The organism is Rufibacter soli, assembly GCF_054781795.1.
On the sequence record NZ_BAAGTS010000005.1, the window covers coordinates 42817 to 69167 of the forward strand.

Consider the following 26351-nt stretch of genomic DNA (forward strand, 5'->3'; position numbering starts at 1 on the left):
ATTTTTGTTGTGTTCTTAGTACAGAGTCCTTTAGAATTACGCGTATGCCTACCCCTCCCAACCTGCATGAGCTTTTCCGCACCGCCCACGGTGCAGTGTACCAGTGTAACCGGTACCACTGCTATTTTGTAGAGTTTGCCGGCAGCGTTTCTCCTTTCAAAGTGTCTGACTTCCTGGACCTGAAACAACACGTAGAGGCTATCAATGTGGCCGAAATGGCCAAGAACCCTGATAGGGCCTCAGATGTGCACGTGTTTATGCCTTATCGCTCTGAGCGTTGCTTTGTTTTGACCCTCACCGATGTGCTGCACTTTCAGGAGTTGTTGCAGGGAGCTAGGGCCATGATGGCGTTGAATAGCATGATTTATGAGTGCCTGTACGCTCCGGCGGTTTTTAGCTAAGACTTTATCTGCTTTAGTTTCTCTTGTCGTTGTTGATAGGCTCAGCAACGACCTAGACTGCCTCTCCATATTCTTTTAAGCTTTTACTGTCCATTTCCTAACTGCCAAGCCTCAAGGCTGAAGTGGTGTTTTGCCCGCGTCTGTCACTTTTCTCCTTGATGAGAAAAGTAACCAAAAGAATCAAGAAGCCCCGAACTCGCTGCCGCTCAGACAGGCGGGGCTTCCTTTCAGTACCACCGGGCAAAGGCCTTCTGCTGTGTAGGGAGCTTACGCCGTTGCCAATTGCTATACCCCTGCCCATGCTCCGGGCTACGCAGTGGCGGCCCTCCGCAAGGTCCAAGGCACATGAGCCTATTGCTGCTTGATCGGCTGCAACGTCTGCATCGCCCTCTGGGCGGAGGGGGAAAGCTGTCTGAGATTAGATAAGCTTCAGCTCAAAAGACCTCGTAGTGTGCGCAGCCCCTACGAGTGTCTGCGCTAAGGGCTACGCATTTCGTCCCCCTTTGAAGGCGGTAGGGGGATGATTACTCATTCAGAGGGGTTTTCCGTTTTGGGCCCGTTTTTGGAAAAACGGGCCCAAAACGGAAGCGGCTATTGTTCAGGTGGTTTGGCATGGGGGAGGTCAGAGAGTGTATTTAGACTGAATATGTATTACTGTAAATCAAGCGTTTAAGATAACTATCAATGGGTTTTGCCGGTATATTTGAGTTAGGTCGCTTACAGCAAGTGTTGCCTTTTTAGAACAGATATACCTTACCATGAAAGACTTATTGAGACTGCGTACCTCTCTTTCAGAAGAAATAGAAACGCTCTTGAACGAACAGATAAAAGTAGAGGCTCACTCATCGGCTATCTATCTGGCCATGTCCAGCTGGTGCAACCGCCAGGGTTTTGACTACAGCGCCGATTACTTCCTGAAGCAATCACATGAGGAGCGGGAGCATATGCTTAAGCTATTTAACTTTGTGCTGGACCTGGGCGGCCATGCCGTGTCGCCGGAGGTGACCAATGTGCCGCAGGAGTTTGACTCCTTTAGAGATGTGTTTGAGAAGGCCCTGCAGCAGGAGATCTTTGTGACCCAGCAATTCAACCGCCTGGCAGACCGCTGCTTTAAGGCCAAGGACTTCATGACCTTCCAGTTCCTGCAGTGGTTCCTGAAAGAGCAGGTAGAAGAAGAATATGTAGCCCGCCGCGCCCTTGAGCTCTTTGACGTGATTGGCGAGGAAGGCACCGGCCGTTGGGAAATTGACAAGCAGGTGCGTAAAATAGAATACGGCGGCAGTACCGGCGAATAACATCTTGCCAGCCTAGCCGTATAAAAAGAAAGACCCCTCAAGCCCGTAAGCCTGAGGGGTTTTTTATTTGCCTATGCCGGCCCTACTTGCCTAGCACTTTTTCCCGGAACACCTGCAGGATCTGGCTCTCGCTCATGTCATGCAGCCAGGTATTCTGCGGTTGCAGGCAGAAGATGGGGCCGTGTTTACAACGATCAGTGCACTCGGTCTTCACAATTTCCACCTGGTCTTTGAGGCCGGCCATTTTCAGTTCTTCCCGCATTACCTTCCGGATGTCCTTGCCGCCACGCTTCTGGCATTTGCTGCCGGAGCAGGCGTAAATCACCTGGAGGGGGAAATGGATTGTTTTACTCATAATTGGTTTGGTGCCTTTTTCTTGTGGTTGTACGGCCGGTGCTTATATTGGCTGCCTTAGGCTATGAAATTTAAGATAGGCCCCAGACTTGGCGCTTTCCGTTTCAGAGCCGTTTTCTTAAAACAGGCCCAAAACAGAAAGGCCACCCGCGCTATGACCGGTACTCTCTTTTTTCGCGCTGCATCTGTACAAGTTGCCAAGCATACAGCCCTACGCCGGCAGCCAACAAGGCATACATCACATAATTGATGATCCCGTTGTTCTCGTGTTGCACCGTGCTGCGGCCTTCAAAATAGGTGATGTTTTTGGAGGGAATGGCTAGGCCGTACAGTTTCCGGAGGCCCCCGTTTTCCATCAGGTTCTCGCGGGTGCTGTATTCCACCCGAAGGCGCTGGCCAGGCTGGATGGCCGCTTTAAAGGCAGCAGTGTCAAAAGAGGCCTCGTCACGGTCGGTCATGACAAAGCGTTCCGGGAATTCCTTGAGCCAGAGGCCGTAGTCGCGTTCACCTTCCTTGGTTTTCTTGAAGGAGTAATTAGAGAGGGTGCCTTCTTTCACCACCAGATCCTGCGTGCCCCGCACCTCTTTAGTGAAGCCAATATAAATCATGAGCCCCAGGCCCAGAATAATCAACATAGTGGCGGGCAAAAACCTGCCAGAGATAGGCAACGGCATGCCCAACGTGCGTCTTCCGCGTCTTGCCATGGTATAGAAGTAAGAGAGGGTTAAAAGTACTAAAACAATGGCGGGAATAGAAGTGTTTGCCGGAAAGCCTATTTCTGCCAAGTCTCTAACCAGGGAAAGATCAGTAGGTTTGTGGTCTGAAAACCGATGAATACCTTATGCTGAATTCTAAGCTCAGCGGGAACCCAGCCCTACCTGATAATTTCCACCCAGCCCTTGGCGGTGCTGCCTTCCGTGTCTTTTAGAATATAGAAATACGTGCCGTCTGAGAGGTTGCCGCCGTTCCATTTCTGCTGATAGACTTTTTCCTGGTGCACCTGCTTGCCCCAACGGTTATAGACGGTCAATTCTGTGGGGAAACAACTGAAGCGTTGCACAAAAGTCTCATTCACGTCATCGCCGTTAGGCGTAAAGATGTTGGGGATAAAAGCGGGTTCCACTACTACGGTGCCTACTTCCATCTGGTCCTGGCAACCGTTGCCGTAGGTGGCCACCAGCGTGACTTTGTAGCTGCCGGGGTTTTGGTACATGTGCCGGGGCGTGCGTTCATTAGATTGGCTGCCGTCCCCAAAGTGCCAGGTAAAGCCTGCGGCGTTGGCGGTGGTGTTGTTAAAAGCGGCATTGTAAGGGGCATAGCCCGAAACCTTCACGTTATCCAGGCAGGCATTGGCCAGGGCGGCCACCATGGAAGGGCGGGGCGGCAGAAGGATACGTTTCTTGATAGAGACCGGGCAAGGAGTTGTGATGGAATAGGTCACCTCCAGGGTGCCGGTAAAGCCGGCAGGTGGTGTGAATAGGCCGCTGGCCGAGACCCCGGTGCCATTCCAGGTGCCGCCGGCAAGGTTGGCCTTTAGCTGGAACGGGGTTACGCTGCCCGGGCAAAGGGTGGTATCTGGGCCAATGTTGAGGACGGGTAAAATAACGGATACTTCCTGGGTAGCCACGCCGCAGATGCCGTTAGAGCCGTCACTGCGGTAGGTGATCACGTGACGGCCCACCCCGGCCTTGGCCGGACTAAAAGTAGTGCCCGTCACCCCGGTGCCCGAGAATTTTCCCCCAGCAGGAGAAGCCACCAACGCCACCGCCTCTGTGGAGTTGGCGCAGAACTGGGTGGCCGGCAGCGTAATGGTGTGGGGCAGAGGTTCAGACACGGTCATGTCCATGGTGTTGGAGACGGCGCAGGATCCGGTTCCGGTCACGGTGTAAGTGAGGGTGTGCTTCCCGATAAGGGCCGGCGTGGGATCAAACTGGTAGATGCCATTGACCCTGGTTACGCCCGTTCCGGTCCAGACGCCCCCGGTAGGGGAACCCTGCAGAATAACGTTCAGAGCGTCGGCGCAAACAGTGCTGTCTTTGCCGGCCTCGGCGCGCAGTTCTTCAGCGAAGTCAAATTTAAAGGAGGCGTTGTTGCAGTTAGTGCTGTTGTTGATAGGGGAGTAGAAGTTGGCGCCCGGCGGAATAGGGAAGTTGCTACGGCCCCCGCACCCGCCGCATACCGCCTGGTACACATAGCCTTTTTTGTCATACCGGCTGGTGCCGCCGTCTACGTGTTCATAGCTGCCGCCTGTAAGGTTCTGGTTGCCGCCGTAGAACGTGGCGTACAGTAGTTGGCTGGCGTTGGTGCCTAACTGCATGAGGTAGAAATCGCCGCCGTCTGTGGTGGTCTGGGCTGCCCCCGGGGTTACCGGCAGGCCAGTGGTGGAGCCGTTGCCGTAAGACGCGTTGGAATTGCCACCCCATCCTGCCACGTAGATGCGCTGGCACTCATCTACCATAAAGGCCGTGGGTGAAATATCCAGGGTGCTTCTTCCGGAGCCAAATATGGTAGAAAACTCCGTGGCCGAGAGGGTGTTGTTTAGTTTATGGATGAACTGGCGGCCGTTGGTGTTGCGGTAGGTGCCGGTAGTAACAGGATAATTGCCCAAGGTCTGACCCAGTACATACACGCTGTTGCTGGCGTCCAGCTGCAGAAAATAGGTCTGGTCGTAGGCCGAAGTGCCCAGGAACGTGGCGGCCAATAACGTGCTACCGGTATTGTTGATCTTGAGCGCAAAGCCGTCTGTATTGCCCGCCGAGGCCGAGTGCAGCCCGTTGGCAGTGCCGGGAAGGGAAGTGCTGGTAGTACCCCCGCACACATACACCTGCCGGTCTGGGTCAAGTTGAATGGAGTAGGCGGCGTCCAGGTCTGGGCCACCGTAGTAACTGCCCCAGATCACCTGGCTCAGGTCTGGCGAGAGTTTGCAGACAATGGCGTCATTGGAGCCATAGGCCTGGGACCGGAACCCGTTGCGGACCGGAAAGTCTGCAGAGGCGGTGTTGCTGGCCAGGTACACGTTGCCGTCTGGGTCTGTGATAATGTCTCCCCTGAACTGGTCTCCGTAGTTCTGCACCAGCCCTGGCACGTTGGAAGGTGTTCTGCTCACCAGGCCGTCATTGCCGCTGCCGCCCAGAAACGTAGAGGCCAGAAGCTTGTCGCCGGTAGCGCTGAGGCGGGTGATCACCAGGTCAGAACCGTTGGCATAGGTTGGGTTTCCGCCGGTGCCCAGCGGCGCAATGAAGGCCCCCCCATTGAAGGTTCTTTTAAGAGCGTTACTGGAGGTAGGGTAGTTAAGCGAGCTGGTAGTGCCCAGAATAAGGAGCTCATCAGCGGCGTTTACCACCAGGCTGTGCGGAACGTCCGTCTCGTCGCCGCCTACATAGGTGGCATAAAGCCTGGCGGCCGGCCCCAGCACTTTGGTGTTGTACTTGATAATGGCCATGTCCCAGGCGCCGTTGAAAGAGGTGTCAAACGCGCCAGTTGACGCAGGGTACCCTACTCCTGAGGCAATGCCCCCGGAATACATATTGCCATGGCTGTCATAGGTGGCGGTAAAGCCCCAGTTATCAGCAAATGAACCGGTGAAAGAAGAGAACTCCACCACGGGGTCAATGACCAGCGGTAGTGTAGCATCATACCCTTGGGGGAAGGTGAATTGTAGCGTGTTGCCGGTCAGTTGATAGGCGCAGGCTACAGGTACCCGCTTGTTCTGGGCCCATTGATAGGCAATGGGTTTGTGCTCTGTTACCCGGCCCACCGATGTCTCAATCTGCAGGTTGCCCTCTTGCAATGACAGGCTGGTTACACCGGTATAGGTAAGTTTGATTTGCGAAGGCGAGGTGCCGGCGGCTACATACAGGTCATACTTAAGCTTACCTGCCTGCTCGTAAAGCGCCAGATCTACCCCTTGGTACAGCGCTTTGTATTGCACCTTTCTAAACCCGCGGGCCCCCGTGCCCCATTTGCTCTGGTCTTTGCCCAGGTAGTAGTTGCGAGTGCCTTCGGTTACTTCATCGCCCTGCAGGGCCGCCTTTGGGTTGGCGTTTTCAAAAGTGACGGAATAAGCGTGGTTGCGGGTGGTGCCGTCCGGCAAGATGTTACGGCGTGTGGTAGTAGGCTCATTAGTGCCGTGGCCATGGCTGGACATTTGGGAAGGGTCGCGCAGCACGTATAGAAACCCTGTAGGCTCCAGAAACAGCTTGCCGCTGGGCACGTCTGCGGCGTAAGCTACCTGGTGGGGCCATTGTCCTTTGTTCTCCACAAACTCCAGCGTGCGGGTGTCTGCCAGGGCGGAAGCCTTCGCGGCAGGCGCCACAGTAACTGTGGCTACCGGCGCAGGCGCAGGGGTACTGCCCAGGAACTGAAGCAGGAGCGACCAATACGTAGAGACAATGAACAGGGTAGCAGTCAGCAGCATCGTGGTAAAACAAAACTTCTGACTAAATTAAGCTAATTTTTATGAGAAAACGGAGGAGCCAAGTGCTTGTTTCGACCTTGTTTTCAGAAATATATGCTTTAAACGGTATTTACCAGGCCATTCGCTCTTTAAGCGAGGTGATATGCCCCAAGTGGTGCTCTCCGTGCCAGGCATACATCTCTACAGCCTGGAACAAATACGTCTCCCCGTTTTGGGGGTGAAGGAAGGTGCGGTGCCATTCTTCCATGGAAAGGGAACGCAACAGCAGCACCCACCGGTAATGCAAAGCCTCCAGCAGGCGCAAGGATATTTCTGGGTCGGCCCAGCGGGCATCATGAAGATATGCCCAGGAAGACTCCTCATACGGCTTAATGGTAGGTTGCTCCTCTGTGAGGGCCAGCCGGAAACGGGTATAGCTGTTCATGTGGCTGTCTGCCAGGTGGTGCACTACCTGCCTGAGGGTCCAGCCGCCGGGCCGGTATGGGGTATCCAGTTGTTCATCTGACAGGGAAGTTACTTGAGCCCGTAATTGGGCGGGTAAGGCTTCTAACTTGGCCAAGGCCTGTTTTACCAAAGCAGATCTGTAAAGGGGCGGCACTGTAAACCGGCCAACAGGGTAGCGGAGTATTTCCAGGGGGAGGGTGGTCGTTTCCATGGCAGAAATAGGTCTTTGACAAATCTAACGTATTACAGATTTCTTTGCTGCGTTTTTACCTTCTAATTTTAAAGAGAGCGTACTTGTACTATCCAGTTCCGGTTGCCTGTATCCTGCCCCAGAAAATGCCTCTGGACAAGACCATTTAAAAGGCTGTGCCAATGCGCAAAAGGTAGGCCCTAACGCAACCATGTGCCATCGGGACGGTTATAGAATACGTACTGTTTTAGGGCCGTTTTCCTAAAAACAGGCTCAAAACGTAAACCAAGAACCATGCCCGAATTACCAGAGGTAGAAACCTATAGAAAGTTCATAGAGGAAACCAGCCTGTACCAACCCATTCGGGATGTGGAGGTGCAGGACCCCAAACGCCAGTTGCAGGTAGACCTGGATGATTTCAGGAAGGCCTTAATGGGCAATCAGTTCACGGGCACCCACCGCATTGGCAAGCAGCTTTTCCTACTTACTGCCCAGGGACCAATTGTGACCATGCACTTCGGGATGACCGGCGATGTGGCCTATTGCCGTGATGCTGCAGACACCCCGCGCTTTGCCCGGGCCGTCTTCCACTTTGAGAATGGTTTTCAGTTCGCGTTCCTGGACTCCCGTAAGTTTGGCCGGCTGGGCCTCACGCAGAGTGTGGAAGCCTTCCGGAAGCAGAAGAAACTAGGGCCCGATGCCCTTACCCTTTCCACTGAGCAACTGACCCAAGGCCTGGCCAAAAAGAAATCGGCTATTAAACCATTGCTCCTGGACCAACGCATAGCACCCGGCGTAGGCAACTGGATAGCCGATGAAGTGCTGTTCCAGGCCCAGCTGGAGCCTGAGCGGACCGCCGATTCCTTATTGCCCGCTGAGGTAGACCGCCTGGCCACCGCCATTAGAGAAGTACTGGAAACCGCCGTGGCTGCTGAGGCCGTCTACCGTGATTTCCCGTCACACTACCTGATCCATGCCCGCGAGTGGGACGAGGCGCCTGCCAAAGGTCCGCAGGGCACCCATTTGAACTGCCCCCGCTGCCAAACGCTCATTCAGAAGAAATACGTGGGCGGCAGGGCCACCTACTTTTGTCCACAATGCCAGGTATAAGTGGGATTTTATAACCGAGGGAGCTGCGGTTTTGAGACGATGAATCTAAGTAGTAAATTCAATCATTCACTTAGGGGTCCCCGTTATGTTGTGCAATAAAACGTAATTTGGAAGTGTAAGAAGTTTAGAAACCTTAGGTAGTACGTTTATCAATAATTGTCAGAAAAAGGGATGGGGAAATTAAAGCCCCCTTGGTCATTTAGAAAATGCCTTTTTAAGAGGATTAATTTTTAAGAGGATTAAATTAAAAAATTTTGAAATTGGTTGACCTATAAACTGTTAAGCTAAATTTTCCTAAAATAATCGCACCGGTGCGTTTATTCAGGTGTCGAGAGTAATAAATAAATATAAATGAAGAAAGCTTTACTGTTTGCCTTGTCGGTTTTAGCCTTGAGCAGCTGTGACAAAGATGAAGTGATCATCGTGAAGGAGGTAGAAAGAGAGTTCAGTTGGAAAAGCCGTCCCGGTTTCGAATATGAATACGCCACCCAGCTGAATAGTTTTGCAACGGATGAACACTTGTTTACCCTTGGGATTAATACGATGACAGCAATGCTGCCAGACTCAGTTAAAAACAGGTATGGGGCTAACTGGACCCACTACACCCTCTTTAACCAACAGCTCATTTCATACAAATTTCCCATCAATGCCGATTATTTTATCAGCTTTTCGGAGAAAGAACCAGCCAAGTTGAAACTCTCGCCAACCCTGAACCCCAGCGCTTACACCGCGTCCAGGCCAGCGGCGCTTACAATCCCTTTACATGAGCTGGACAGCACCTTCCACCGGTTTGGTTTAGTATCCTTCAGTTCCGGGGAAAGCTTTGCGATCAACAGCAAAGGGCAGGCCCTGGTAACTTACCAAAGCTTTAGGGAAGGTTCCCCGCTGCGGCTGAGGGCTATGCTCCTGGATGTTGTATCCAAACCTTTGGACATCACCACGGCCATCATCGACACGATTAGGACCAAGCAGCTTGACTTTAACAGTACCTATGATGGGTTTCTGGCCTTTGTACAGAGCGTGGATGACAACTTTTTTATAAGCCCCAACTACGAGGAAACTTACCGGGTTAGTTCAAAGGGGGATGTGGAAAAGGTGCTCAACGACAGGCTGCATGCCATTTTTGAGGCAAAGCAGGTGCTGTATGCCATCGGCTCGGCGGGCACAGGGTATGTCTCGGAAGATGGGGGCGGACGTGGTTAAAGAACTTTGAATTCCCGGAGGCCTGGACATGGCTAACATACACAGAAGTTAACGGTAAAATTATCGGGTACAAAAACTCCCAGATTTTCGAGATAACTCCTTCTCTTGCCAAAGTCGAATTCAGGGAGCTCGATAACGATGGTTTAGCAGGTAAAGGCATCACATCGATCAGTAAATTCAAGAACAAGGTGTACGTCACAACCTTTTCCGGGGTCTTCTACAAAGAGTTAGATAAGTTTTTTGTGAAGCGGCAAGGAGAACTATAAACGACAACTCTCAACAATGCCTATAGTGCATAAACGCCCCATAGGCCAGTCTGTTGTAGCAAATATCTCTATGAAAAGAATCCACCTGTTTGAATTTGAAGACTTGCCATGGTTTCCGAACTGGCTTAGGATAAGTTTGACCAGACTTATAGTTGTGATGCATCGCTTATTAGGCACCACTAAGGAAATAGCAGCTTTGGTGAACAAAATCATGGGGTATTCCTCTAAGCCATCCATCATCGATTTATGTTCAGGGAGTGGAGGGCCTATGTTAGCAGTGGCTCAGACTTTGAAGGGAGAATACCAAATAAGGGACCTAACCCTTACTTTAACAGATTTATACCCCAATACAGATTTAGCCAGTAAAATCAACAGACAAGGAAGTGCTGATGTATCTTATGTGACTAATTCCGTAGACGCCGCAAACGTACCATCCAATCTAAGTGGTGTGAGAACAATGGTGTGCAGTTTCCATCATATGAAACCTGACACAGCAAGAAACATTTTGATCGATGCAAAAGAAAGGAGACAGCCAATTTGTATCTATGAGATAAGCGATAACCGTCTGCCAATACTTCTGTGGTGGGTGGCGTTACCTCTAAATTTCATCATGGCTTTCCTAATCACCCCTTTTGTAAGGCCTTTGACCCTGAAACAGATTTTATTTACTTATTTTATTCCTGTTATTCCAATTTTCTTTGCCTGGGATGGAGCTGTTTCTAACGCTAGAACCTATACCTTAAAAGATTTAGATATCTTACTTATGGGTTTGGAAACAGAAGACTATAAATGGGAGAAAGGTATAATTTCAGGGAAAGCAAAAAAAGTTTATCTACTTGGAGTTCCTCTTAAAAATACAAGCTACAACAACTAAACAACATCAAAACGCTTTTTAGCCCAGGCCTACCGCCTTCATTGCCATTAAATAACTATTCTATTAAACATTAAATCATGAAAACAGTAGTAACCATCTTTCTAAGCTTTTTCCTGTATGTAGGAAGTACCTTTGCCCAGACCAGCAGCCTGGAACCAACGCTATTTCGCCTGAAAGGCTTGCCTTTAGACTCAAAGAAAGAAGCTATAGTAGCCAAGTTCGGGAAGCCTAAAAAGGTGTTTGAACCAAAGCATGAGTGTGGGTTCCGCTCAGAGGCAGAGCAAGGCAAAAAATACTACCAGTTAGCCTATGACCACCTGGCCTTTGTAGGAAACGAAACGGAAAAGTACGGGATAGAATATATTGATTTTAACCCAAAAAGTAACCTCACCTTAGATTACGGCAAATTCAAACTCAACCATACCCTTACGTTAAAGGAGTTTGAGAAAATCTTTGGGAAAACTACCAGGGAGAAAGCTGATGACCTCGGCGTTACAAAAGTGATGTTGTATTTTAAGAACGCTGATGATGGGCTAGTGTTCAGCTTTAAGTCTGGCTATCTGGTAAAGGTGCATTACTGGTCACCGTGTTAAACACCCCTGCGTACTAGTAAGTAAATGAAACCTGGCCAATTTTCCTTTTGTGCCCTTTCCTTGGTGGTGGTAGTCCTTAATTTTATGTAGAAACCGCAATCCAGCTGATCTTATGTTCCTTCAATTTTTCAAGCCCGGCCCCGCTTTGGAAGAGATGGTGAACAACATCATGATCAGTAAGGTCTCATTCAACCCCTTAGCGCCCAAACCTAGTTTCCTGTTTCCGCCGCTGCCTGAGCAATGCCTTTTCTTTTATCCTTATGACCGCATGGACGTGCAGTACGCGGCCGGGGGTACAGAAAAGCTTGCTCCTTGTGCCATCGTGGGGCCGCAAACGGCCCCGTTGCACATAACCATGGGCCATGAGCATCTGGTCATAAAAGTTGGTTTCCAACCCGGTGGCCTGCACCGCTTGCTAGGTATACCCATGCACCATTTATTGCGCCCTGAAGCCTTTGACGCAGGCGAGTTGCTTGGCCCGGAAGTCTACCTGATCAATGAGCAGCTAAGGGAGGCAACTACTTATAGCCAGATGCAATCTATTGTGGAGCGGTTTTTACTGAAAAAGCAAAAAGCCCTGAAGCAGCTCCTGCCCATAGACCAGGTTTTGCCGCTTTTAATAAAACACGGCGGCCTATTACCGGTAGACCAGTTAGCCGGTTTGGCCTGTTTAAGCACCCGACAGTTTGAGAGGACCTTTAAAGATCGGGTGGGGGTATCGCCTAAGTTTTTCTCGCGGTTGGTGCGGTTCGCCAATGCCTGGGTGCAGAAAGAAGCTTCCCCTAATGCCAACTGGACCGAAATAGCGCACGCCTGCGGGTACTATGACCAAATGCACCTTATCCGGGACTTCAAGGAGTTTGCCGGTGCCAATCCCTCTCTTATTGAAGCCTCCCTGCGTGAAACCGCCATTAACCTCCAGAACAGAGTGTTTTTTTAAGTTGTCGGGTTTGTACTATCGGGCCGTTTTATGACTTGGTACTTTTATTAAAAAAAAAGCTGCCATGAAACGTCTTTTAGCCATTGTAACTATTGCCATCTGCTGTACCTCCAATCTGTTTGCCCAAACTACCAAAGACCGGCAAGCGGTGCACGCCCAAATTGAGGCCCTGATCCACAGCTGGAATCAGCATGACTTCAGTGACATGAAAAACTACACCACTGAAGATGTAGACTGGGTGAACATAGTGGGCATGTGGTGGAAAGGCCGCGATCAGGTGCAATATGCCCATGAGGCCTTCCACAAAACCATGTTCAAGAACGTGCCCGTAGAATTGAAGTCCTCTGATATCCGGTTTATCACTAAAGAGGTGGCGGTTGCCCATATCACTACTTACTATGGAGAATTCACCACTCCTAGCGGCCAGAAAATGGGTAACACCGAGGACCTCGCCACGCTGGTGTATGTGAAACGGAAAGGGAAATGGCTACTGACGGCCGGTGAAAACGTCACCGTAAACGAGGGGGCAAAACAGCATGACCCGGTGCTTGAAATGAGGTCTAAATAGGAAACAGCGAGGGCCGGTCCTGGTTACCCATATAACAATAGCCTGTTCACTTCACCGCATTAGTAATTGCCTTGCTAGCCAGGAAACAGGCTTACCAGTTGTTACGCAAGGCCGGCTTGGTAAACTATCTCAGATGCCGTGCTGAGTATTGGCATTGGTTTTTATTTAACCTCCGGGGTGGCCTTTGCGCCAATAGACTGCAGCCAGGACAGTAGTTCCTGTTTTTGGGTGTCACTCAAGGCGGCATCCCGGTGCAGGAGGGTATAGGAGGTCAAGGGCATTTCGCCTTCGGCTACCATCTCATAAGACTCATCCAGCTTGTGCTTGGCTCTTTTGGCCGGCAAATCTCCGTATTCTGAGAAGTTGAGTTTACGGCGCCCTTCGTTTATATGATCTTTGATCCACCAGGAAAAAGGCGCTACGCTGGTATACCAGGGGTAGGTGGTCTCATTGGAGTGGCAGTCATAGCAAGACGCTTTGAGAATACCTGTTACCTGCTGTGGCGGGTTCTTTAACGTGATAAAGTCTTTGGCCTTGTCTACCGGCGGGTTGGTGGTATCTACCTTAATGAACTGAATTAAAACCAGCAGCACTAGCAGCGCCAAAAGGATCTTGTATTTCGTTTTCATAGCTTCTTTTTAAGGTGGGTAATGTTACTTAAAAAGCAGATACCATGGTTGGCCGGGTCATAGAAAATTTCTGTTTTAGGGCTGTTTTCTTAAAAACGGCTCTAAAACCGAAACACCTGCCTAAAGGAGCTTAGAAAGGATACCCAATGGCTAGGTTCAAGACCCCACTGCCAAAAAGACCAGAGGTAGGCCGGCCGCCGTTAGGGTATGACGGGTCACGCAACGGATAGGCCAGGTCAAACCTTACCACAAAGAACTGCACGTCAATTCTTAGGCCTGCCCCGGCGCCAATAGCCAGCTGGCTCATAAAGTTGCCATTGAATTTTCCGCCGGGGCGGGTGGGGTCTTCATTTACCAGCCAGATGTTACCGGCATCTACAAAAAATGCGCCTTTGAGGTAGGGGTCTAGCAGCGGGAACCGGAACTCGGCGTTCCCCTCTATCCGGATGTCGCCGGTCTGGTCAAAGTAGGAGAAGCTGCGTTTTGCCGGGTCTCCGCCTTGGGTAAGCAAGGTGGGGTTATACACGCCCGGGCCCAGGCCGCGGGCCGGAAAGGCGCGTATGCTGTTGGGGCCGCCAATTCCGTACTGCTTTATGTAGGGAAGCACCCGGGAGTTGCCATACGGCAAGCCATAGCCCCCCAACAACCGGGTGGCTAGCACCAGTTTTTCTGTGATGTTAAAGTAATAACGGGTCTCCAGGTCTACCTTGGCGTACTGTGAAAGCGTCTGCCCCCTAAACTGGTTAGGATTGTCTGGGTCTGCGGGCCGCTTGTTCTTGACGCGGTAAAAAAGGCCCCACAATCCGCCAGAAAAGTCTAGGCCGGGGCTAATGTAGAACTGATGGGTTTTGCCGGGTATGTTCTGGGTGTTGAAAATAAGGCGGTAATTGCCCCCTATAATCAACTGTTGGTCAAAGGCGCGAGCCAGAAAGGGACGCTCCTGAATGGCGGCATCAAAGGCTGGCGTGGTACTCATAAGACGGGCGTACAGCACCTGCACCGGATTAAGCACTATTTCTGTGGTGGTGCGCTGTTTCCAGCTGTAGCCGTACTCAAAGTTGAAGGAGTTCTGTTGAAAGAACGCCTGCCGGTCTATGAACCTGAACCCTAACTTGAAGCGGGTCCGGGGCTGGTACATGCTGCTGGAGATTCTGATATCAAAGGGCGAGATGATACGCGGTACGTTCATTTCAGCATCTGCGCCTACCTCAAAAGAAGAAAGGCCAGAACTGGTGGAGTCGCCGCTGATTTGTGACTCAAAAGAACCCACCAGATTAATCAGCAGCAGCTCGGCACCCCGCAGGGCGTTCCGGTTCCTGAACCCCACGGTAAGGGCCGGGCCGGCATAGCCATTTGATTTCTGCACCGTTTGCACCTCGGCCCGCACAGATTTTTTCTTGGCCTGGGTCAGTAAGATGTCGGCTTTCAGGCGGCCGTTGAGGCCAATAGAATCCAGGGGGGTAAACCGCACCTCGGCAAACTTAAAGGTGCCCAAGTCCATAAGGCGGTTAATGGTCTGCAAGTGGCGTTTGCGGCTGTAGAGGTCATTGTTCTCTATGAAGACCGCATTGAGGATAGTCCTGGCTTTAAAGGTCTTCTCATCGGGGTAGTACTTGTAGTCTTTGTACTGCACCGGCGGAATGGAAGAATCCCCAATAGAATCTGTGAGGGAGTAGTCTGTAAACACGCTCACTTGCTGGTAACGGTATGGGATCAAAGCCTTTCTGGGGGCGGAGTCTTTAATGCGCACATACACATTCACTTTATTGTTGAGGGTACTGTCTACATGGAAAATGAGGTAGTCTTCATCAAAGAAAAAGAAGCCCTTCTCTTTGAGGGTTTCATTGATACGCAGCCGCTCAGCAATCATGGTCTGCAGGTTATAAGGGTCGTTGACCTTTAACAGGCTATTTGGTTCCGTTTCCCGGATGGCTATGGCCAGGCTGTCATTGCCCTGGGGGAACTGCACCTGCTGGATCATGTACTGGCGGCCTACGGTGGCGCTGTAGTTCACCGTGGCCATTTTCTTTTTGCTGGTGGTGTCTACCTTAAACTCCAGCGTGGGGGAGAAGTAGCCATTGTTGTAGAGACGATTTACCATCTGGCCCTGCACGCGGTCTGGGTGGGCCTCGCTCAGGAGCACCGGCGGCTCACCCAGGCGGGTTTTGACCCAGTTGGCAATGCCCTTGGTTTTTTTGTTTCCGCCCATGGCGTTGTAGATCCAGAGCTTGGGTCTTAACCCCAGAAAAGACGTGTTAGGCTGTGGCCTGATGGCGGCGTTGAGCTCAGACTCCAGGTCTTTGGTTTTGGTGTTCTGGTCTGTGGAGGTCACTTTGATAGCGCCGCCTATGTAGAGATAATCGCCCTGGGGAACGCTTTTGGTACTGCTGCAACTGGCCAACAGGCCCAGGCATAACACCGGTAGCAGCAACCGCAGGCAGCTAGAAGGTAAAACGCGTAACGGGGAGAACAAGGATGTCATTATTTTGCTTTGCCTGTGTTTTTGAAAAGTTCGGCGAGGCTGTCATACTCGCGCACAAAAATGAGGGACAAACCGGTGCGTTGCAGCTGGCCGTCCAGGAAGCCTTCATAGGCATTTTGCCGGAAGGCCCGTAACCGCAGGCGGCCGTCTTTGGTGATAGAATATTCTACAGACACGTCACCAGCGAAACCGCCGGCGCTGCTATTGCCCATTACTGTGCTTTGGTCACTGCCTTCTAGGTTGATGTCAGTACCAAAACGCACGGTAAGGCGGTCATTCATGAGTTGTTTCTGCATGGCCACGTTTAGGTCTGTGCGGGTACGGGCCTCGCCCGAGGAGTAATCATCATAACTGTTGAGCCCCAGTTCCAGCCCCAGACCACCCAGGTATTGACCGGTTAGCGCGTTGAGCTGGTCAGTGAGCACCTGGCTGGCACTGCCCCTGATAGCACTGTTGATACCCCCGCCCGCCGAGGAAGCCAACGGATCCTGCGCCATGAACCTACCCAGCACCAGCAAAGAAAAGACCTGCTTGGTGCGCTCAGATTCCTGCGTGGGTTGGCTTAGTTGCTCCAACCGGGCGTCTACCTCTCCTCCAAAAGCGCCTTTGGCTTTTTCATCCAACTCAATATTAAAGGAAACGGTAGGCTTCATGATCTCACCTTCCAGGTTCAGGCGCACGTCAAAGGGCAGCTTTTGGCGGTATTGGCCGGCGCTACCCGCATCTACCCCGGCAGTCTGGCTCTGGATGAGTTCCAGCGGGGCCGCGTCAACGTTGTAGATGGCCGTGACGTTAACATCTGCGTCAAAAGGGTCACCGTTCCAGACTACGTAGCTGGCCGGGTCCAATTCAAACTCGCGCTTCACCAGTTCATACAGGTTCAGGGTGTACATACCCTCCGTCACGTCAAAGCGTCCTGATAAGGTAATGTTCTCGGTGACGTCATAGCCCACGTTCATGTTGGCTTCGCCTTTGAAAGTAAGGTTGTCGCCAGATTCCTGGTCCACAATCACGGTGATAGGCGTGTCATCCGTCAGGTTCAGGACCATGGCCATTTCTATGCCCTGCACCTCGGCGTCTACGGTATCCAGCTGTTTCTGCCGGGAGATACGGCGGTTGCGGGTACTGTCCACGTCCACAAAGAGCACAATGCCCTCGCGGTTCACGCTCACCTCTTCCTCTGGTATCACATAAGTGAAATTAGAATTAGGCGCTACCGTTACATTGGTGTTGATAATGGGCACGTTCAGGTCGCCGGTAATACGGGTATCACTATCCACGAACACTTTTCCAAAGTATAGAGGGTTGTCCTTGGCAGTGCTATTCATGACCATAAAATCATTGGTGGTAGCCCGCAGGTCAAACCGGTAGTCCAGGAAATTAGAGGTAAGGATATTACCATTGACCACTGCACGGTTGTTGAGGGAGTCCAATAGCTCAAAATCATCAAACCTGATGCCCTGGTTGGTCACGCTCAGGCGCTCATCTGGAATGCGGTAAGTAGAGTTGAGTTGAGCCACATTGAAGCTAGCGTTCTGGAACTGCAGGTCACCGGCTACTTGGGGGTTGTCCATGTTGCCCCTAATGGCTACCGTTCCCAGCAAGCCGCCTCCCATATTCTTGAGCAGCCCCTGCGTGAAAGGCTGCAGGCTGGCCAGGTTCAATTGATCAAAATTCAGGTCAAAGGACATGGGTTGGCCGGCGGTGGTGAGATAATAGCCGCCCAGAGTCACATTGTTGCCGTTGCCGGTAAGCCGGGCCGTTACGTCATAGCGGTTAGCGGTGGAGTTTCTGGCCTGTAGCGCTATGTCTCCCACAGGGTTAGAAAGGTAGCGCAAGCCAGTCAGGTTCATGTCGGCGGTGAAGCTCATGTTGCCGGTGAGGTTGTTCACGGTTGCCTGGCCGTTAAGCGTGCCGGCTACCAGGCTGTCTTGCTGGGCAACGGCCCGGGCCAGGTACCCCAGGTCCACATCTGTGAGGTTCACGTTGAGCGGCGAGTTCTGGGCATTGGGGTTCTGGCTCTGCAGTAGTATGGCCATGGCCCCGTGTGATAGGCGCAGGTTGTTGGCTGTGACTGCCCCAGATTGAGTGTAGTAGCGCAGGTAGTTGTTGGGGCCCACTTCCCAACGGTCACGGTTAATGAGCAGGTCTGGGGTTACGTTCACCTCAAAGCCACCGGTCATCTGGCGCACCAGAAGGCCTATAGCCGATTCTTCCTCGCCGGCGGCGCTTTGGTTGGCTGCCCGCAGGCCTACGGTATTGTTCTGCACGTTGCCGGCCATCACAATATTATTGAACCTGAAAGTAGTATCCTGCCGGATGCGCTCGGCGCGGGTGGCGTAGGTTAGTTTGTTGGGGTCTGAGGAAACATCTAATGATAATGAGTCTAGCCTAATGCCATTGTAGCGTAACCGGGGCAGCCGCGCCACCACCTGTAGGTTGGCCGTCTGGCTATTGTAAGAACCGTGCAACGTGTCTAAGGCCAGGCGAGTAACGCCGGGTATAAACGCTGCCACCAAACGGGGTTTGTGCAGGGCTGCGGCAAAGGTGAACTGCCGGGGCGTAGACCTAGGTTTATACGGACCATTGCCCAGGTCATAGTACCGGCTGATGTGGTTCATCAACTCGGGGCCAATGTCTCCCAGGGCCACGTTGCCATCCAGGTTGGCAGTAAGCACGTCAGAGAAAAGGCGCACGCGGGTCTCGCCGGGGCGTTGGGTAAGGGTGAGGTGCAGGGTGTCAAAGGGCAGAACCTGGTTGTTGCTAGTAATGGCGGCATCACTGGCAATAATGGTTCCGTTAAGGCTGTTGGCGTCACTGCCGCTCAGGTTGGCCGTGATGTTACCGCGCATGCGCAGGTCTTCTGAGTACAGTTTGAGCGCTTGGAAGTCAATGGATTTGATATCTGTGGTAAAATTGTAGCTGGGCTGCGCGCCGCGTAGGTTCACCATGCCGTTCAGGTTAAAGGCCAGATTCTCATCTGAGGCGCTGTTGGCCTTGATGTCATAGCGGTTGCGGTTGGCGTCTACATTGAAACCTATGTTGCGGTAGTTATACCCGCCGTACTCCAAGCTCTGCACGGTACCGTCTATTTTGGCCACCATGTTCTCTGGGGTAATGCCCGTGCCGTTGATGTTGGCCACCATTGTGGCTCTGCCCAACGCGGGGTCTTGCATGAGTTTGCCCAGGTCAAAGCGCTGCAGCCGCACGTTGCCCTGCACGCGTTCCTGCCCAGCAGCCCGGCCCGGACTCATATCAATCTTGGCCACGGCATTCCCGAAGGAGGTTCGCGCCGTGGCGTCCAGGTCAAAGGCGGTCATGGTGCCACTAAAGGAACCTTCTATGTCCATGACCGGGGGCAAAGTAATGTTAGGGGGCAAGGTACCGGCGGGGAGTAATGATTTTACATCAGAGGCGGTGGTATGCAGGCGGTTGATCTGAAGGTTGGCGGCCAGGTTATCTGGGTTAGGCAAGCCTTTGATGCGACCGCTCAGGGCCAGTTGGGTGTTGCGCCAGCCACTCACGCGTACGTTGCTTAAGAGCAGGTTGTCCATCCGGCCATTCACTAACCCGCTCAGGTACACGGTCTCTTTGAGGTTACCGGCCAGCGGCGGCTGACTGGTAAGTGATGGCTGCAATAACGCAATGTCTCTAAACCCGATGTGGGTGTCTTTCAAATCAGCGGAAAGGGTGAGCTTGCTCAGGTCGTCGGCAGCCGTTTCTAAAGAAGGGTAGCCAACTTTTATGCGACGGGCAATGCGGCTGTGGCCGGTTTCCAGCACCAGGTCAGTGAGTTCGGTCTGCACGGAGTCAAACAGGATGCCGGCGGTGAAGTTCTTTACCTCAAAGCCGCTTTTCTCCTGGAAACTTAGTTGCTCCAGTTGGGCGGTGGTGTGGTTGGTGCTGAAGTACAAATCCTGAAGCTGCAGGTTGAGGTTGCGGGCCTGTATATGGTTATAGTCTACCCCGCGGGCCTGCTTGGGTGCGTCATAGTTGTCAAAGGCGGCGTCCACCTCGGTGACGTTGAGTTTGTCCAGGGTCACTATCCAGTTCACGGGCTCGCCGGTAGTTTTGGAGACGGCCTCTTCAATGGCTTCTATGGCCTCGGCGGGGTTCACCACGCGATACTCGGCGGGCATTTCGGCGTTCTGGGAGTAGGCCAGCGTGCTGTTATGCAGTTCCAAGTTGGAGAGATCTATGCGGGTGTTGACCAGGTCAATCTTATCTGAGGCTAATCGGGCCTGGCCCAGGTTGGCGTCTATGTACTGCTTGGCCACGCCATTGCGGTACTTGAACTTGACATTGTCCAGGGCCACGGTCTTGAGCCCAAACTGCATGGTTAAAGGCTCTGACTCGCCCTCGGGCGGTACTTTGGTCTGCACCATGTCTACCCAGGTATCGCGCAGCGCAATGTCCCCTATGCGGTAGATCTCTTTCTCAAGGTCCAGTTCGTCCATGTCCAGGGTGAGGTTGCCTACGCGGGTGCGCACGTTCTGGCCGTTCACCTCGTCTTTGTAGGTGAGGTAAATATTCTTTAGATCAACGCTGCCAATGTCATAGGTGAAGCCCGCCGTAGAGTCTGTGACGGTGGTGTCAACGGGGGTGGTGAAGGCGTCTATGATGAAGTCAAAGTTGGAGACGCTGTCTGGCAAGGTACGGGAGAGATGCACGGTGGCGTTTTCCAGATCCAGGGAGTTAAGGCCCACCTTAGATTTGAGTAGGCCCAGAATGTCCAGGTTGGCGGCCAGGCGCTGCGAGTACCAGAGCGTGTCACCTTTCTGGTCTTCCAGGTACACGTTCTCTAGCAGAATATCCTTCCGGAAGTCGCTCCGGAACTTGCCAATGCGGACCTCGGTGCCCAGTTTATTCTGAAGATAGCCTTCGGCCTTACGGGCGGCGAAATCCTGCACTTTGGGCAATTGCAGCGCCAACAACAGGACCACCACCAATACCAGCAAGCCCCCAATGATCCATAGGAGCACGGCCAGCGTCTTAAGCGTATATTTCTTAACGTTCTGCGTAGACAAGTTGAATAGAGTAGCAGTTTTGTGAGATGCTACTTGTACTCAAGACAGATAGATGTGGTTACAGCAGAAGAGGCAAACCGGCATAATAAACCGTATAAAATCTGTCTGTTTGCCAGAAGAAAGGCCACTCCTTTGGCATCTGCTTTCCCAGTAGGGGTGTCTTCTGAAAGCGCAGGATATAACTAATTTGTTTTGTGGGCGTTTTGGGCCCATTTTTAGAAAAACAGCCTTAAAACGGAAGATGATTCCTTTGGCCTTAAGGAGAGATTTTGGTTGGTTGCCTTCTGTCAGGCGTGTCTAAACCTAGTACATGGCGTTTGCTAGCAATGCGCCAAGGCTTTTCTAGTTCGCCTATAAGGCTCATTCAGGAGAAAAGGGGGAGAAGTCAATACCAGAGGGTTTTACTGTTTCTCTGCGCAGCTTTGGTCGGTTTTCTGGAGCATGGTGGTGTCAAAGCCCAGTTGTTGCGCGCGTTGCACCAATTGCTGAAACACCGGGGCAGGCAGAGTGGTGGCGCGGGCCAGAATCCAGAGCGATTTGCGGTCTGGGGTGCCTACCAGCACGTGGGCGTAGTCTGGGTCCAGGTCCAGAATCCAGTAGTCGCCGCGCAGGGGCCAGAAGAACTGCACCTTGAGTTTGGTGTTATGGCTGCCCGCCACCGGAAATGCCTTGCCGGTGATGCCTGTCAACCGGCCGTTTTTATGGCAGGTGTTCTTTACCTCTACATACCCTTCCTTTAAGGTGTATTGCGCCTGGGTGCACTGGCAGCCGCGCTGGAACCGCTGCGGGAAGGACGCAATCTCATACCAGGTGCCACCGTACCGGGCCATGTCTACGGAGGGCACCGTTGCCAAAGGCGCAGGTTGGGGCCTGAACGCGGCATACAATGCCCCAGAAGCTAGAAATCCGGCACCAAGGCCCAGAAGAAGTTTAGACGTTTTCATGCAGGCTAAAGGCGTGAACCTGCTCAGGGCAAGGCGGCCATTAGCTGACCACCGGTTACCTGAAGCGGTAACCGGGTATACGGGCGTATTTAGTAAAGGGGTTTGCGCATCTGGTAATGCTGCACCTCGCCAAATAGCAGATGGGTGGGGTATTCCTCTGTGAAGCCGTTCCGTTTGTAGAAGTTTCTGGCGTACTCGCGGGCCTGTACAATCAGTTCCTTGGCGCCCATTCTGCGGGCTTCCTCTTCCACGGCCTGCAGCAACCGGCGGCCTACCTGTTTGTTCTGGTACTGCGGCCCAACGGCCAGAAAGCGAAGCTGGGCTTCGGTGTCAGTTTCCATGTGCACGCGGCACCCACCCATAATCTCCCCAGAATCATCATTGATGGCCATTAAATGTACTGCGATGTCATCATCTTCCATGCGTTCGCTGCCGTGTGGCTGGTGCCAGGGCTTACGTAACATTTCATAGCGTAAACGGTAATACTGTTCAAACTCATGGAAGGTAGAGGGCTGAATAATTTGCATAACTGCGTTTTTAAGCTCTTTTCCGTAAAATCCCGCTAAACTAGTAACTTTGATCGGCTTCGTGTGAAAGAAGCCCGTATTTAAATAAATTTTCTACTTATAATCCTGTTATGCCTTCATTTGATATTGTGAGCAAAGTTGATCCGCAGACCCTGGAAAATGCCATCAACACTGTAAAGAAAGAGATTCAGACCCGGTTTGACTTCAGGGATACCAAGGGCAGCGTGGAACTGGACAAGAAAACCAACATCCTGCACGTGGTCACGGAAAATGACATGCGCCTGCGCCAGATTGAAGACATCATCCTGAGCAAGATTGTAAAGCAGCAGATTGACGCCACCGCCCTGGACTTCACCAATGAGCACGTGGCCAGCGGCGCCATGATCAAGAAAGACGTGAAAGTGCGCGCCGGTATTGACAAAGAGGACGCCAAGAAAATTGTAAAGCTCATCAAAGACAGCAAGCTGAAGGTGACCCCCGCCATCATGGATGACCAGGTGCGCGTGACCGCCAAAAAGATTGATGATCTGCAAGACGTGATTGCCCTTTTGCGCCGCGCTGAACTAGGCATTCCGCTGCAGTTCGTAAACATGAAGTCCTAAGCCCGCCCCTGGAAAGACGGCCGGTTCCGTTTTTGCTTATTGCCGAAGGCTGCGGTAAATTCTGCTATCTTGCGGGTTATACACCTATAAATCCCCCATACCTGAAAAACTATGTTTGAAATATTCTCCAGCCCAGATGTCTGGCTAAGTCTGCTCACCCTTACCTTCATGGAAGTGGTGCTGGGCATTGACAATATTGTCTTTATCTCTATTGTAGTGGCGCGCCTGCCCAAAGACCAGCAGGGCCGCGGCCGTACCATAGGCCTTATCCTGGCCCTGGTGTTCCGGATTATCCTCTTGATGTTCATCAGTACCATTGTCAACGCCAACCAACCCCTGTTCACCATAGAGCCTTTCTGGATGGATGAGCCTTTCCATGTGTCATGGCGGGACATTATCCTGTTTGGCGGTGGCTTGTTTTTGCTGGCCAAGAGCACCACGGAGATCCACAACAAACTGGAGGGGGAAGAAGAGACCCACGGCCCGAGCGGCGGCTCCACCACCATGGGCAAGATCCTGGTCCAGATTATCCTGGTGGACATTGTCTTCTCCTTTGACTCTATCTTAACGGCCGTGGGTATGGTAAAACACGTTGAAGTAATGATCATTGCCGTAATCCTTTCCATGGGCATCATGCTGGCATTTGCCAAAGTGATCAGTGACTTCGTGAACAACCACCCTACCGTGAAGATGCTGGCGCTTTCCTTCCTGATCCTGATTGGGGTAATGCTGGTAGTAGAAGCCTTCCACGGCGAAATCCCGAAAGGCTACATCTACTTTGCTATGTTCTTCTCTTTGTTGGTAGAGTTCCTGAACATGAAGCTCCGCAAGAAAACCGAGCCGGTGCACCTGCGCCAGAGCGAAATTCTGGATACAGACAATGATCCAAAAACGTTGATGTAAAAACCCTTTTTGGAGGAATAGCAAAAAGCGGAGACGGTGCAAACGGTCTCCGCTTTTTTGTTTCCGTTTTGGGGCCGTTTTCTGAAAAACAGGCTCAAAACGGAAACACAGGCTTGCCCGGGTTTGGGAAATGGATAAGCCTTATTTAGCGGAACCTCCAGCGCCGACCGGCAGTAAAGCATACCAAGCGCATTGCTCTTACTTTCTTTCCCTTAACACTATGAAACTAGCTGGAAACACCGTGTTGGTGACCGGGGGCGCCTCTGGAATAGGACTGGCCATAGCCGAACGTTTTTTAAAAGCCGGTAGCACTGTCATTATCTGCGGCCGCCGCCCGGACAAACTGCAGGAAGCCCAACAAAAACACCCTGCGCTGCACACCCGCGTGTGTGACGTGGCTAATGAGGCAGACCGCGTGGCCTTGCTGGAATGGGCTACCGCCTCTTTCCCTCAGTTGAACGTGCTGGTCAACAACGCCGGTATCCAGCGGCGCCTCAACCCCGTGGTGCAGCAGGAAGACTGGCAAGAAACGCAGCAGGAAATAGCTATTAATCTGGAGGCGCCCATCCACCTGTGTCACCTCTTTATCCCGCATTTGAAGCAGCAACCTTCGGCGGCTATTGTGAACGTGACGTCTGGGCTGGCCTTTACCCCGGCGACTTTTGCGCCCATCTATTGCGCCACCAAAGCCGCCCTGCATTCCTATACCATGTCTTTGCGGCACCTGCTGGCCAAGACCCAAGTAGAGGTAGTGGAGATTGTGCCGCCGGCCGTTAACACAGATCTGGGCGGGGTGGGCCTGCACACCTTCGGGGCTGACTTGAATGAGTTCGCAGACGCCGTGATGCAGCGCGTAGACCAGGGCGAGTTGGAGGTTGGGTTTGGCTCCTCAGAGGAAAGAAGAAACGCCTCCCGCGCTGAGAATGACGCCTTCTCGGCCCAGATGAATGCCCGGTTAGGCTAATGCTGTTTCTCAGGCCATGCTTCCCGTGACCAGGTAATACCCCAGGCCAGCCAGGGCACTGACGGCAATCCAGGTGATCATGCCAATCTTAAAGCGGTACATGGCTACAAAGGAAATAATGATCCAGACCAGGCTGAACACATCCAGTCTGGCCAAGGACACCTGCTCAGGAAACAAAACTGCCTTCCCGAAGTAAACCGTCAGGTTAAGGATGACGCCCACCACGGCCGCTGTCACCACCCCTAAAACTGATTTCACGGTGCCGTTGTCGCGGGTCTTTTCAATGAGGGGGGCGCCTGCCAGAATAAATAAAAAGCAGGGCAGAAACGTGTAGAAGGTAGTGGTGAAAAGTCCCAACGCGCCCATGGCCAAAGAGCCACCGTAGTGGTGAAAACCTGCCATGAACCCCACAAAGGCCAGCACCATAATAAGCGGTCCGGGCGTGGTCTCGCCCAGCGCCAGACCGTCAATCATCTCATATTTGGTAAGCCAGCCCAGTTTTTCTACCGTTACCTGCGCCAGGTACGGCAGCACGGCGTAGGCGCCGCCAAAGGTAATAAGGGCGGCCTTAGTGAAGAAGGAGACCAACGTGCCCCAAAAGGAGAATTGGCGGGTACCTAAATAGAATAACCCCAGCGGAAGTGCCCAAAGGACCAAGGTGACCGCCACCCGGGAAAGACTTTGCACCAGATTGAAGCCTGCGCCTTTCACCTGGCTATGAGCATTGAGGTAATACGCCTGCTCATTGGTGTGGGCCGCGGCGGCGGCGCCCGCCTTTTCGGCCAGCAGGGCGGGGTACAACTTGTGTAGGGCAAAAGCCATGACCAGCGTGACCAGGATGATAAGCGGGAAAGGGACGTGCAAAAAGAAGATAGCCACAAAGCTGGCGGCGGCCACGGTGTAATGGAACCAACTATTCAAGGACTTGCCGGCAATCTTGAACAGGGCCAGCACCACAATGGCCACCACCGCCGGTTTCAACCCATAAAAAAGCGCCGACACCCACGGAATCTGCCCAAACGAAACATACACCATGCTCAAACCCAGCAGCAGAAACACCGAGGGCAACACAAACAAGATGCCCGCCACCAGGCCGCCCCTTACCCCGTGCATTAACCAACCCAGGTAAGTTGCCAGCTGCTGAGCCTCAGGGCCCGGCAACAGCATGCAGTAGTTGAGGGCGTGCAGAAACCTTGAGTCTGAAACCCAGCGTTTCTGGTCTACCAGAAAATGGTGCATAATGCCAATCTGCCCGGCCGGGCCGCCAAAGGAGATAAAACCCAGCTTCAGCCAGAACAGAAACGCCTCTTTGAAGGACGGCTTTTCTGGGGGCAACAGGGCTTGTACGGGCTCTGGGCTTACCATTGTTTTCTGAGTCATAGGCGTGTGGTGAGTTCCACGGCAATACTACGCAAGTAGGCCAGGGAAAGATAGAACAAGGTGAAGTTAAAATAGTATGGCTAGGCTTATCAAAGAGCAAAAGGTTGGGCAGGCAAGGCGGTCAATCTTGGGGTGTTCATGGGTAATCCATTTCATAGAAAGCGGCGGTTGGGTGAGTGATTTGCCTTTCTAAAGATGCAGGTATTCCTGGCGTATTGCCAGCGGCTGGTTCAGGCCA

21 protein-coding genes are annotated in these 26351 nt (G+C 52.4%); 11 read left to right on the forward strand and 10 right to left on the reverse strand.

Annotated features, from left to right (window positions below):
* Window positions 1–44 precede the first annotated feature (44 nt).
* Window positions 45–401, forward strand: coding sequence for a hypothetical protein (locus ACYVJQ_RS14895; protein WP_460893901.1), 357 nt, complete (start codon window positions 45–47; stop codon window positions 399–401).
* A gap of 758 nt (window positions 402–1159) precedes the next feature.
* Entirely contained in the window at window positions 1160–1696 is a 537-nt protein-coding gene (locus tag ACYVJQ_RS14900; protein WP_460893902.1) for a ferritin, read from the forward strand.
* An 82-nt stretch (window positions 1697–1778) separates the two neighbouring features.
* Here ACYVJQ_RS14900 and ACYVJQ_RS14905 read toward each other — a convergent pair whose 3' ends face one another.
* The 4 genes from ACYVJQ_RS14905 to ACYVJQ_RS14920 all read right to left on the reverse strand — a co-directional run bounded on the left by ACYVJQ_RS14905 (window position 1779) and on the right by ACYVJQ_RS14920 (window position 7122).
* A complete protein-coding gene (locus tag ACYVJQ_RS14905; RefSeq protein ID WP_460893903.1) occupies window positions 1779–2051 on the reverse strand; it encodes a (2Fe-2S) ferredoxin domain-containing protein in 273 nt (90 codons plus the stop codon).
* Window positions 2052–2202: 151 nt separating this feature from the next.
* The gene (locus tag ACYVJQ_RS14910; protein WP_460893904.1) at window positions 2203–2754 is read right to left on the reverse strand and encodes a hypothetical protein; all 552 of its coding nucleotides are present in this window, start codon (window positions 2752–2754) and stop codon (window positions 2203–2205) included.
* Window positions 2755–2924: 170 nt separating this feature from the next.
* Window positions 2925–6467: a DUF7948 domain-containing protein gene (locus tag ACYVJQ_RS14915; RefSeq protein WP_460893905.1), complete on the reverse strand. Its 3543-nt coding sequence runs from the start codon at window positions 6465–6467 to the stop codon at window positions 2925–2927.
* 109 nt (window positions 6468–6576) lie between these two features.
* Window positions 6577–7122 (reverse strand): YfiT family bacillithiol transferase, encoded by a 546-nt coding sequence (locus ACYVJQ_RS14920; RefSeq protein ID WP_460893906.1) that lies wholly within the window; start codon window positions 7120–7122, stop codon window positions 6577–6579.
* A gap of 273 nt (window positions 7123–7395) precedes the next feature.
* On the opposite strand from ACYVJQ_RS14920, the gene mutM reads away from it, so the two are divergent.
* The 6 genes from mutM (at window position 7396) to ACYVJQ_RS14950 (ending at window position 12655) form a co-directional block, all read left to right on the forward strand.
* Window positions 7396–8211, forward strand: a complete 816-nt coding sequence (mutM, locus tag ACYVJQ_RS14925) for a DNA-formamidopyrimidine glycosylase (RefSeq protein ID WP_460893907.1) — start codon at window positions 7396–7398, stop codon at window positions 8209–8211.
* 351 nt (window positions 8212–8562) lie between these two features.
* Entirely contained in the window at window positions 8563–9414 is an 852-nt protein-coding gene (locus ACYVJQ_RS14930; protein ID WP_460893908.1) for a hypothetical protein, read from the forward strand.
* Window positions 9415–9750: 336 nt separating this feature from the next.
* Window positions 9751–10554, forward strand: a complete 804-nt coding sequence (locus tag ACYVJQ_RS14935) for a hypothetical protein (protein ID WP_460893909.1) — start codon at window positions 9751–9753, stop codon at window positions 10552–10554.
* 77 nt (window positions 10555–10631) lie between these two features.
* Window positions 10632–11147 (forward strand): hypothetical protein, encoded by a 516-nt coding sequence (locus ACYVJQ_RS14940; RefSeq protein WP_460893910.1) that lies wholly within the window; start codon window positions 10632–10634, stop codon window positions 11145–11147.
* Between the two features lie 112 nt (window positions 11148–11259).
* Window positions 11260–12087, forward strand: a complete 828-nt coding sequence (locus tag ACYVJQ_RS14945) for a helix-turn-helix domain-containing protein (RefSeq protein WP_460893911.1) — start codon at window positions 11260–11262, stop codon at window positions 12085–12087.
* Window positions 12088–12151: 64 nt separating this feature from the next.
* Entirely contained in the window at window positions 12152–12655 is a 504-nt protein-coding gene (locus ACYVJQ_RS14950) for an SgcJ/EcaC family oxidoreductase (RefSeq protein ID WP_460893912.1), read from the forward strand.
* Between the two features lie 161 nt (window positions 12656–12816).
* On the opposite strand, the gene ACYVJQ_RS14955 is transcribed toward ACYVJQ_RS14950, so the two are convergent.
* The 5 genes from ACYVJQ_RS14955 to ACYVJQ_RS14975 all read right to left on the reverse strand — a co-directional run bounded on the left by ACYVJQ_RS14955 (window position 12817) and on the right by ACYVJQ_RS14975 (window position 22264).
* On the reverse strand, window positions 12817–13284 hold the full coding sequence (locus ACYVJQ_RS14955; RefSeq protein WP_460893913.1) for a heme-binding domain-containing protein: 468 nt from the start codon (window positions 13282–13284) through the stop codon (window positions 12817–12819).
* Between the two features lie 130 nt (window positions 13285–13414).
* Complete coding sequence (gene tamL / locus ACYVJQ_RS14960) at window positions 13415–15766, reverse strand: translocation and assembly module lipoprotein TamL (RefSeq protein ID WP_460893914.1); 2352 nt, start codon at window positions 15764–15766, stop codon at window positions 13415–13417.
* Complete coding sequence (locus ACYVJQ_RS14965) at window positions 15766–20793, reverse strand: translocation/assembly module TamB domain-containing protein (protein ID WP_460893915.1); 5028 nt, start codon at window positions 20791–20793, stop codon at window positions 15766–15768. Before ACYVJQ_RS14965 ends, tamL begins: the two co-directional genes overlap by 1 nt.
* Before the next feature lie 401 nt (window positions 20794–21194).
* Entirely contained in the window at window positions 21195–21737 is a 543-nt protein-coding gene (locus ACYVJQ_RS14970) for a lipocalin family protein (RefSeq protein ID WP_460893916.1), read from the reverse strand.
* 89 nt (window positions 21738–21826) lie between these two features.
* Complete coding sequence (locus tag ACYVJQ_RS14975; protein WP_460893917.1) at window positions 21827–22264, reverse strand: GNAT family N-acetyltransferase; 438 nt, start codon at window positions 22262–22264, stop codon at window positions 21827–21829.
* Window positions 22265–22374: 110 nt separating this feature from the next.
* Between ACYVJQ_RS14975 and ACYVJQ_RS14980 the strand changes: the two genes are divergently transcribed.
* The 3 genes from ACYVJQ_RS14980 (at window position 22375) to ACYVJQ_RS14990 (ending at window position 24733) form a co-directional block, all read left to right on the forward strand.
* Window positions 22375–22866, forward strand: a complete 492-nt coding sequence (locus ACYVJQ_RS14980; RefSeq protein ID WP_460893918.1) for a YajQ family cyclic di-GMP-binding protein — start codon at window positions 22375–22377, stop codon at window positions 22864–22866.
* Between the two features lie 111 nt (window positions 22867–22977).
* Window positions 22978–23769: a TerC family protein gene (locus tag ACYVJQ_RS14985; RefSeq protein ID WP_460893919.1), complete on the forward strand. Its 792-nt coding sequence runs from the start codon at window positions 22978–22980 to the stop codon at window positions 23767–23769.
* A 220-nt stretch (window positions 23770–23989) separates the two neighbouring features.
* A complete protein-coding gene (locus ACYVJQ_RS14990) occupies window positions 23990–24733 on the forward strand; it encodes an SDR family oxidoreductase (RefSeq protein WP_460893920.1) in 744 nt (247 codons plus the stop codon).
* Window positions 24734–24742: 9 nt separating this feature from the next.
* Here the strand turns inward: ACYVJQ_RS14990 and chrA are convergent, their stop codons facing one another.
* Window positions 24743–26113 carry a chromate efflux transporter gene (chrA, locus tag ACYVJQ_RS14995; protein WP_460893921.1) on the reverse strand — a complete coding sequence of 457 codons (1371 nt, stop codon included), beginning with the start codon at window positions 26111–26113 and terminating at the stop codon, window positions 24743–24745.
* Window positions 26114–26351: the final 238 nt, after the last annotated feature.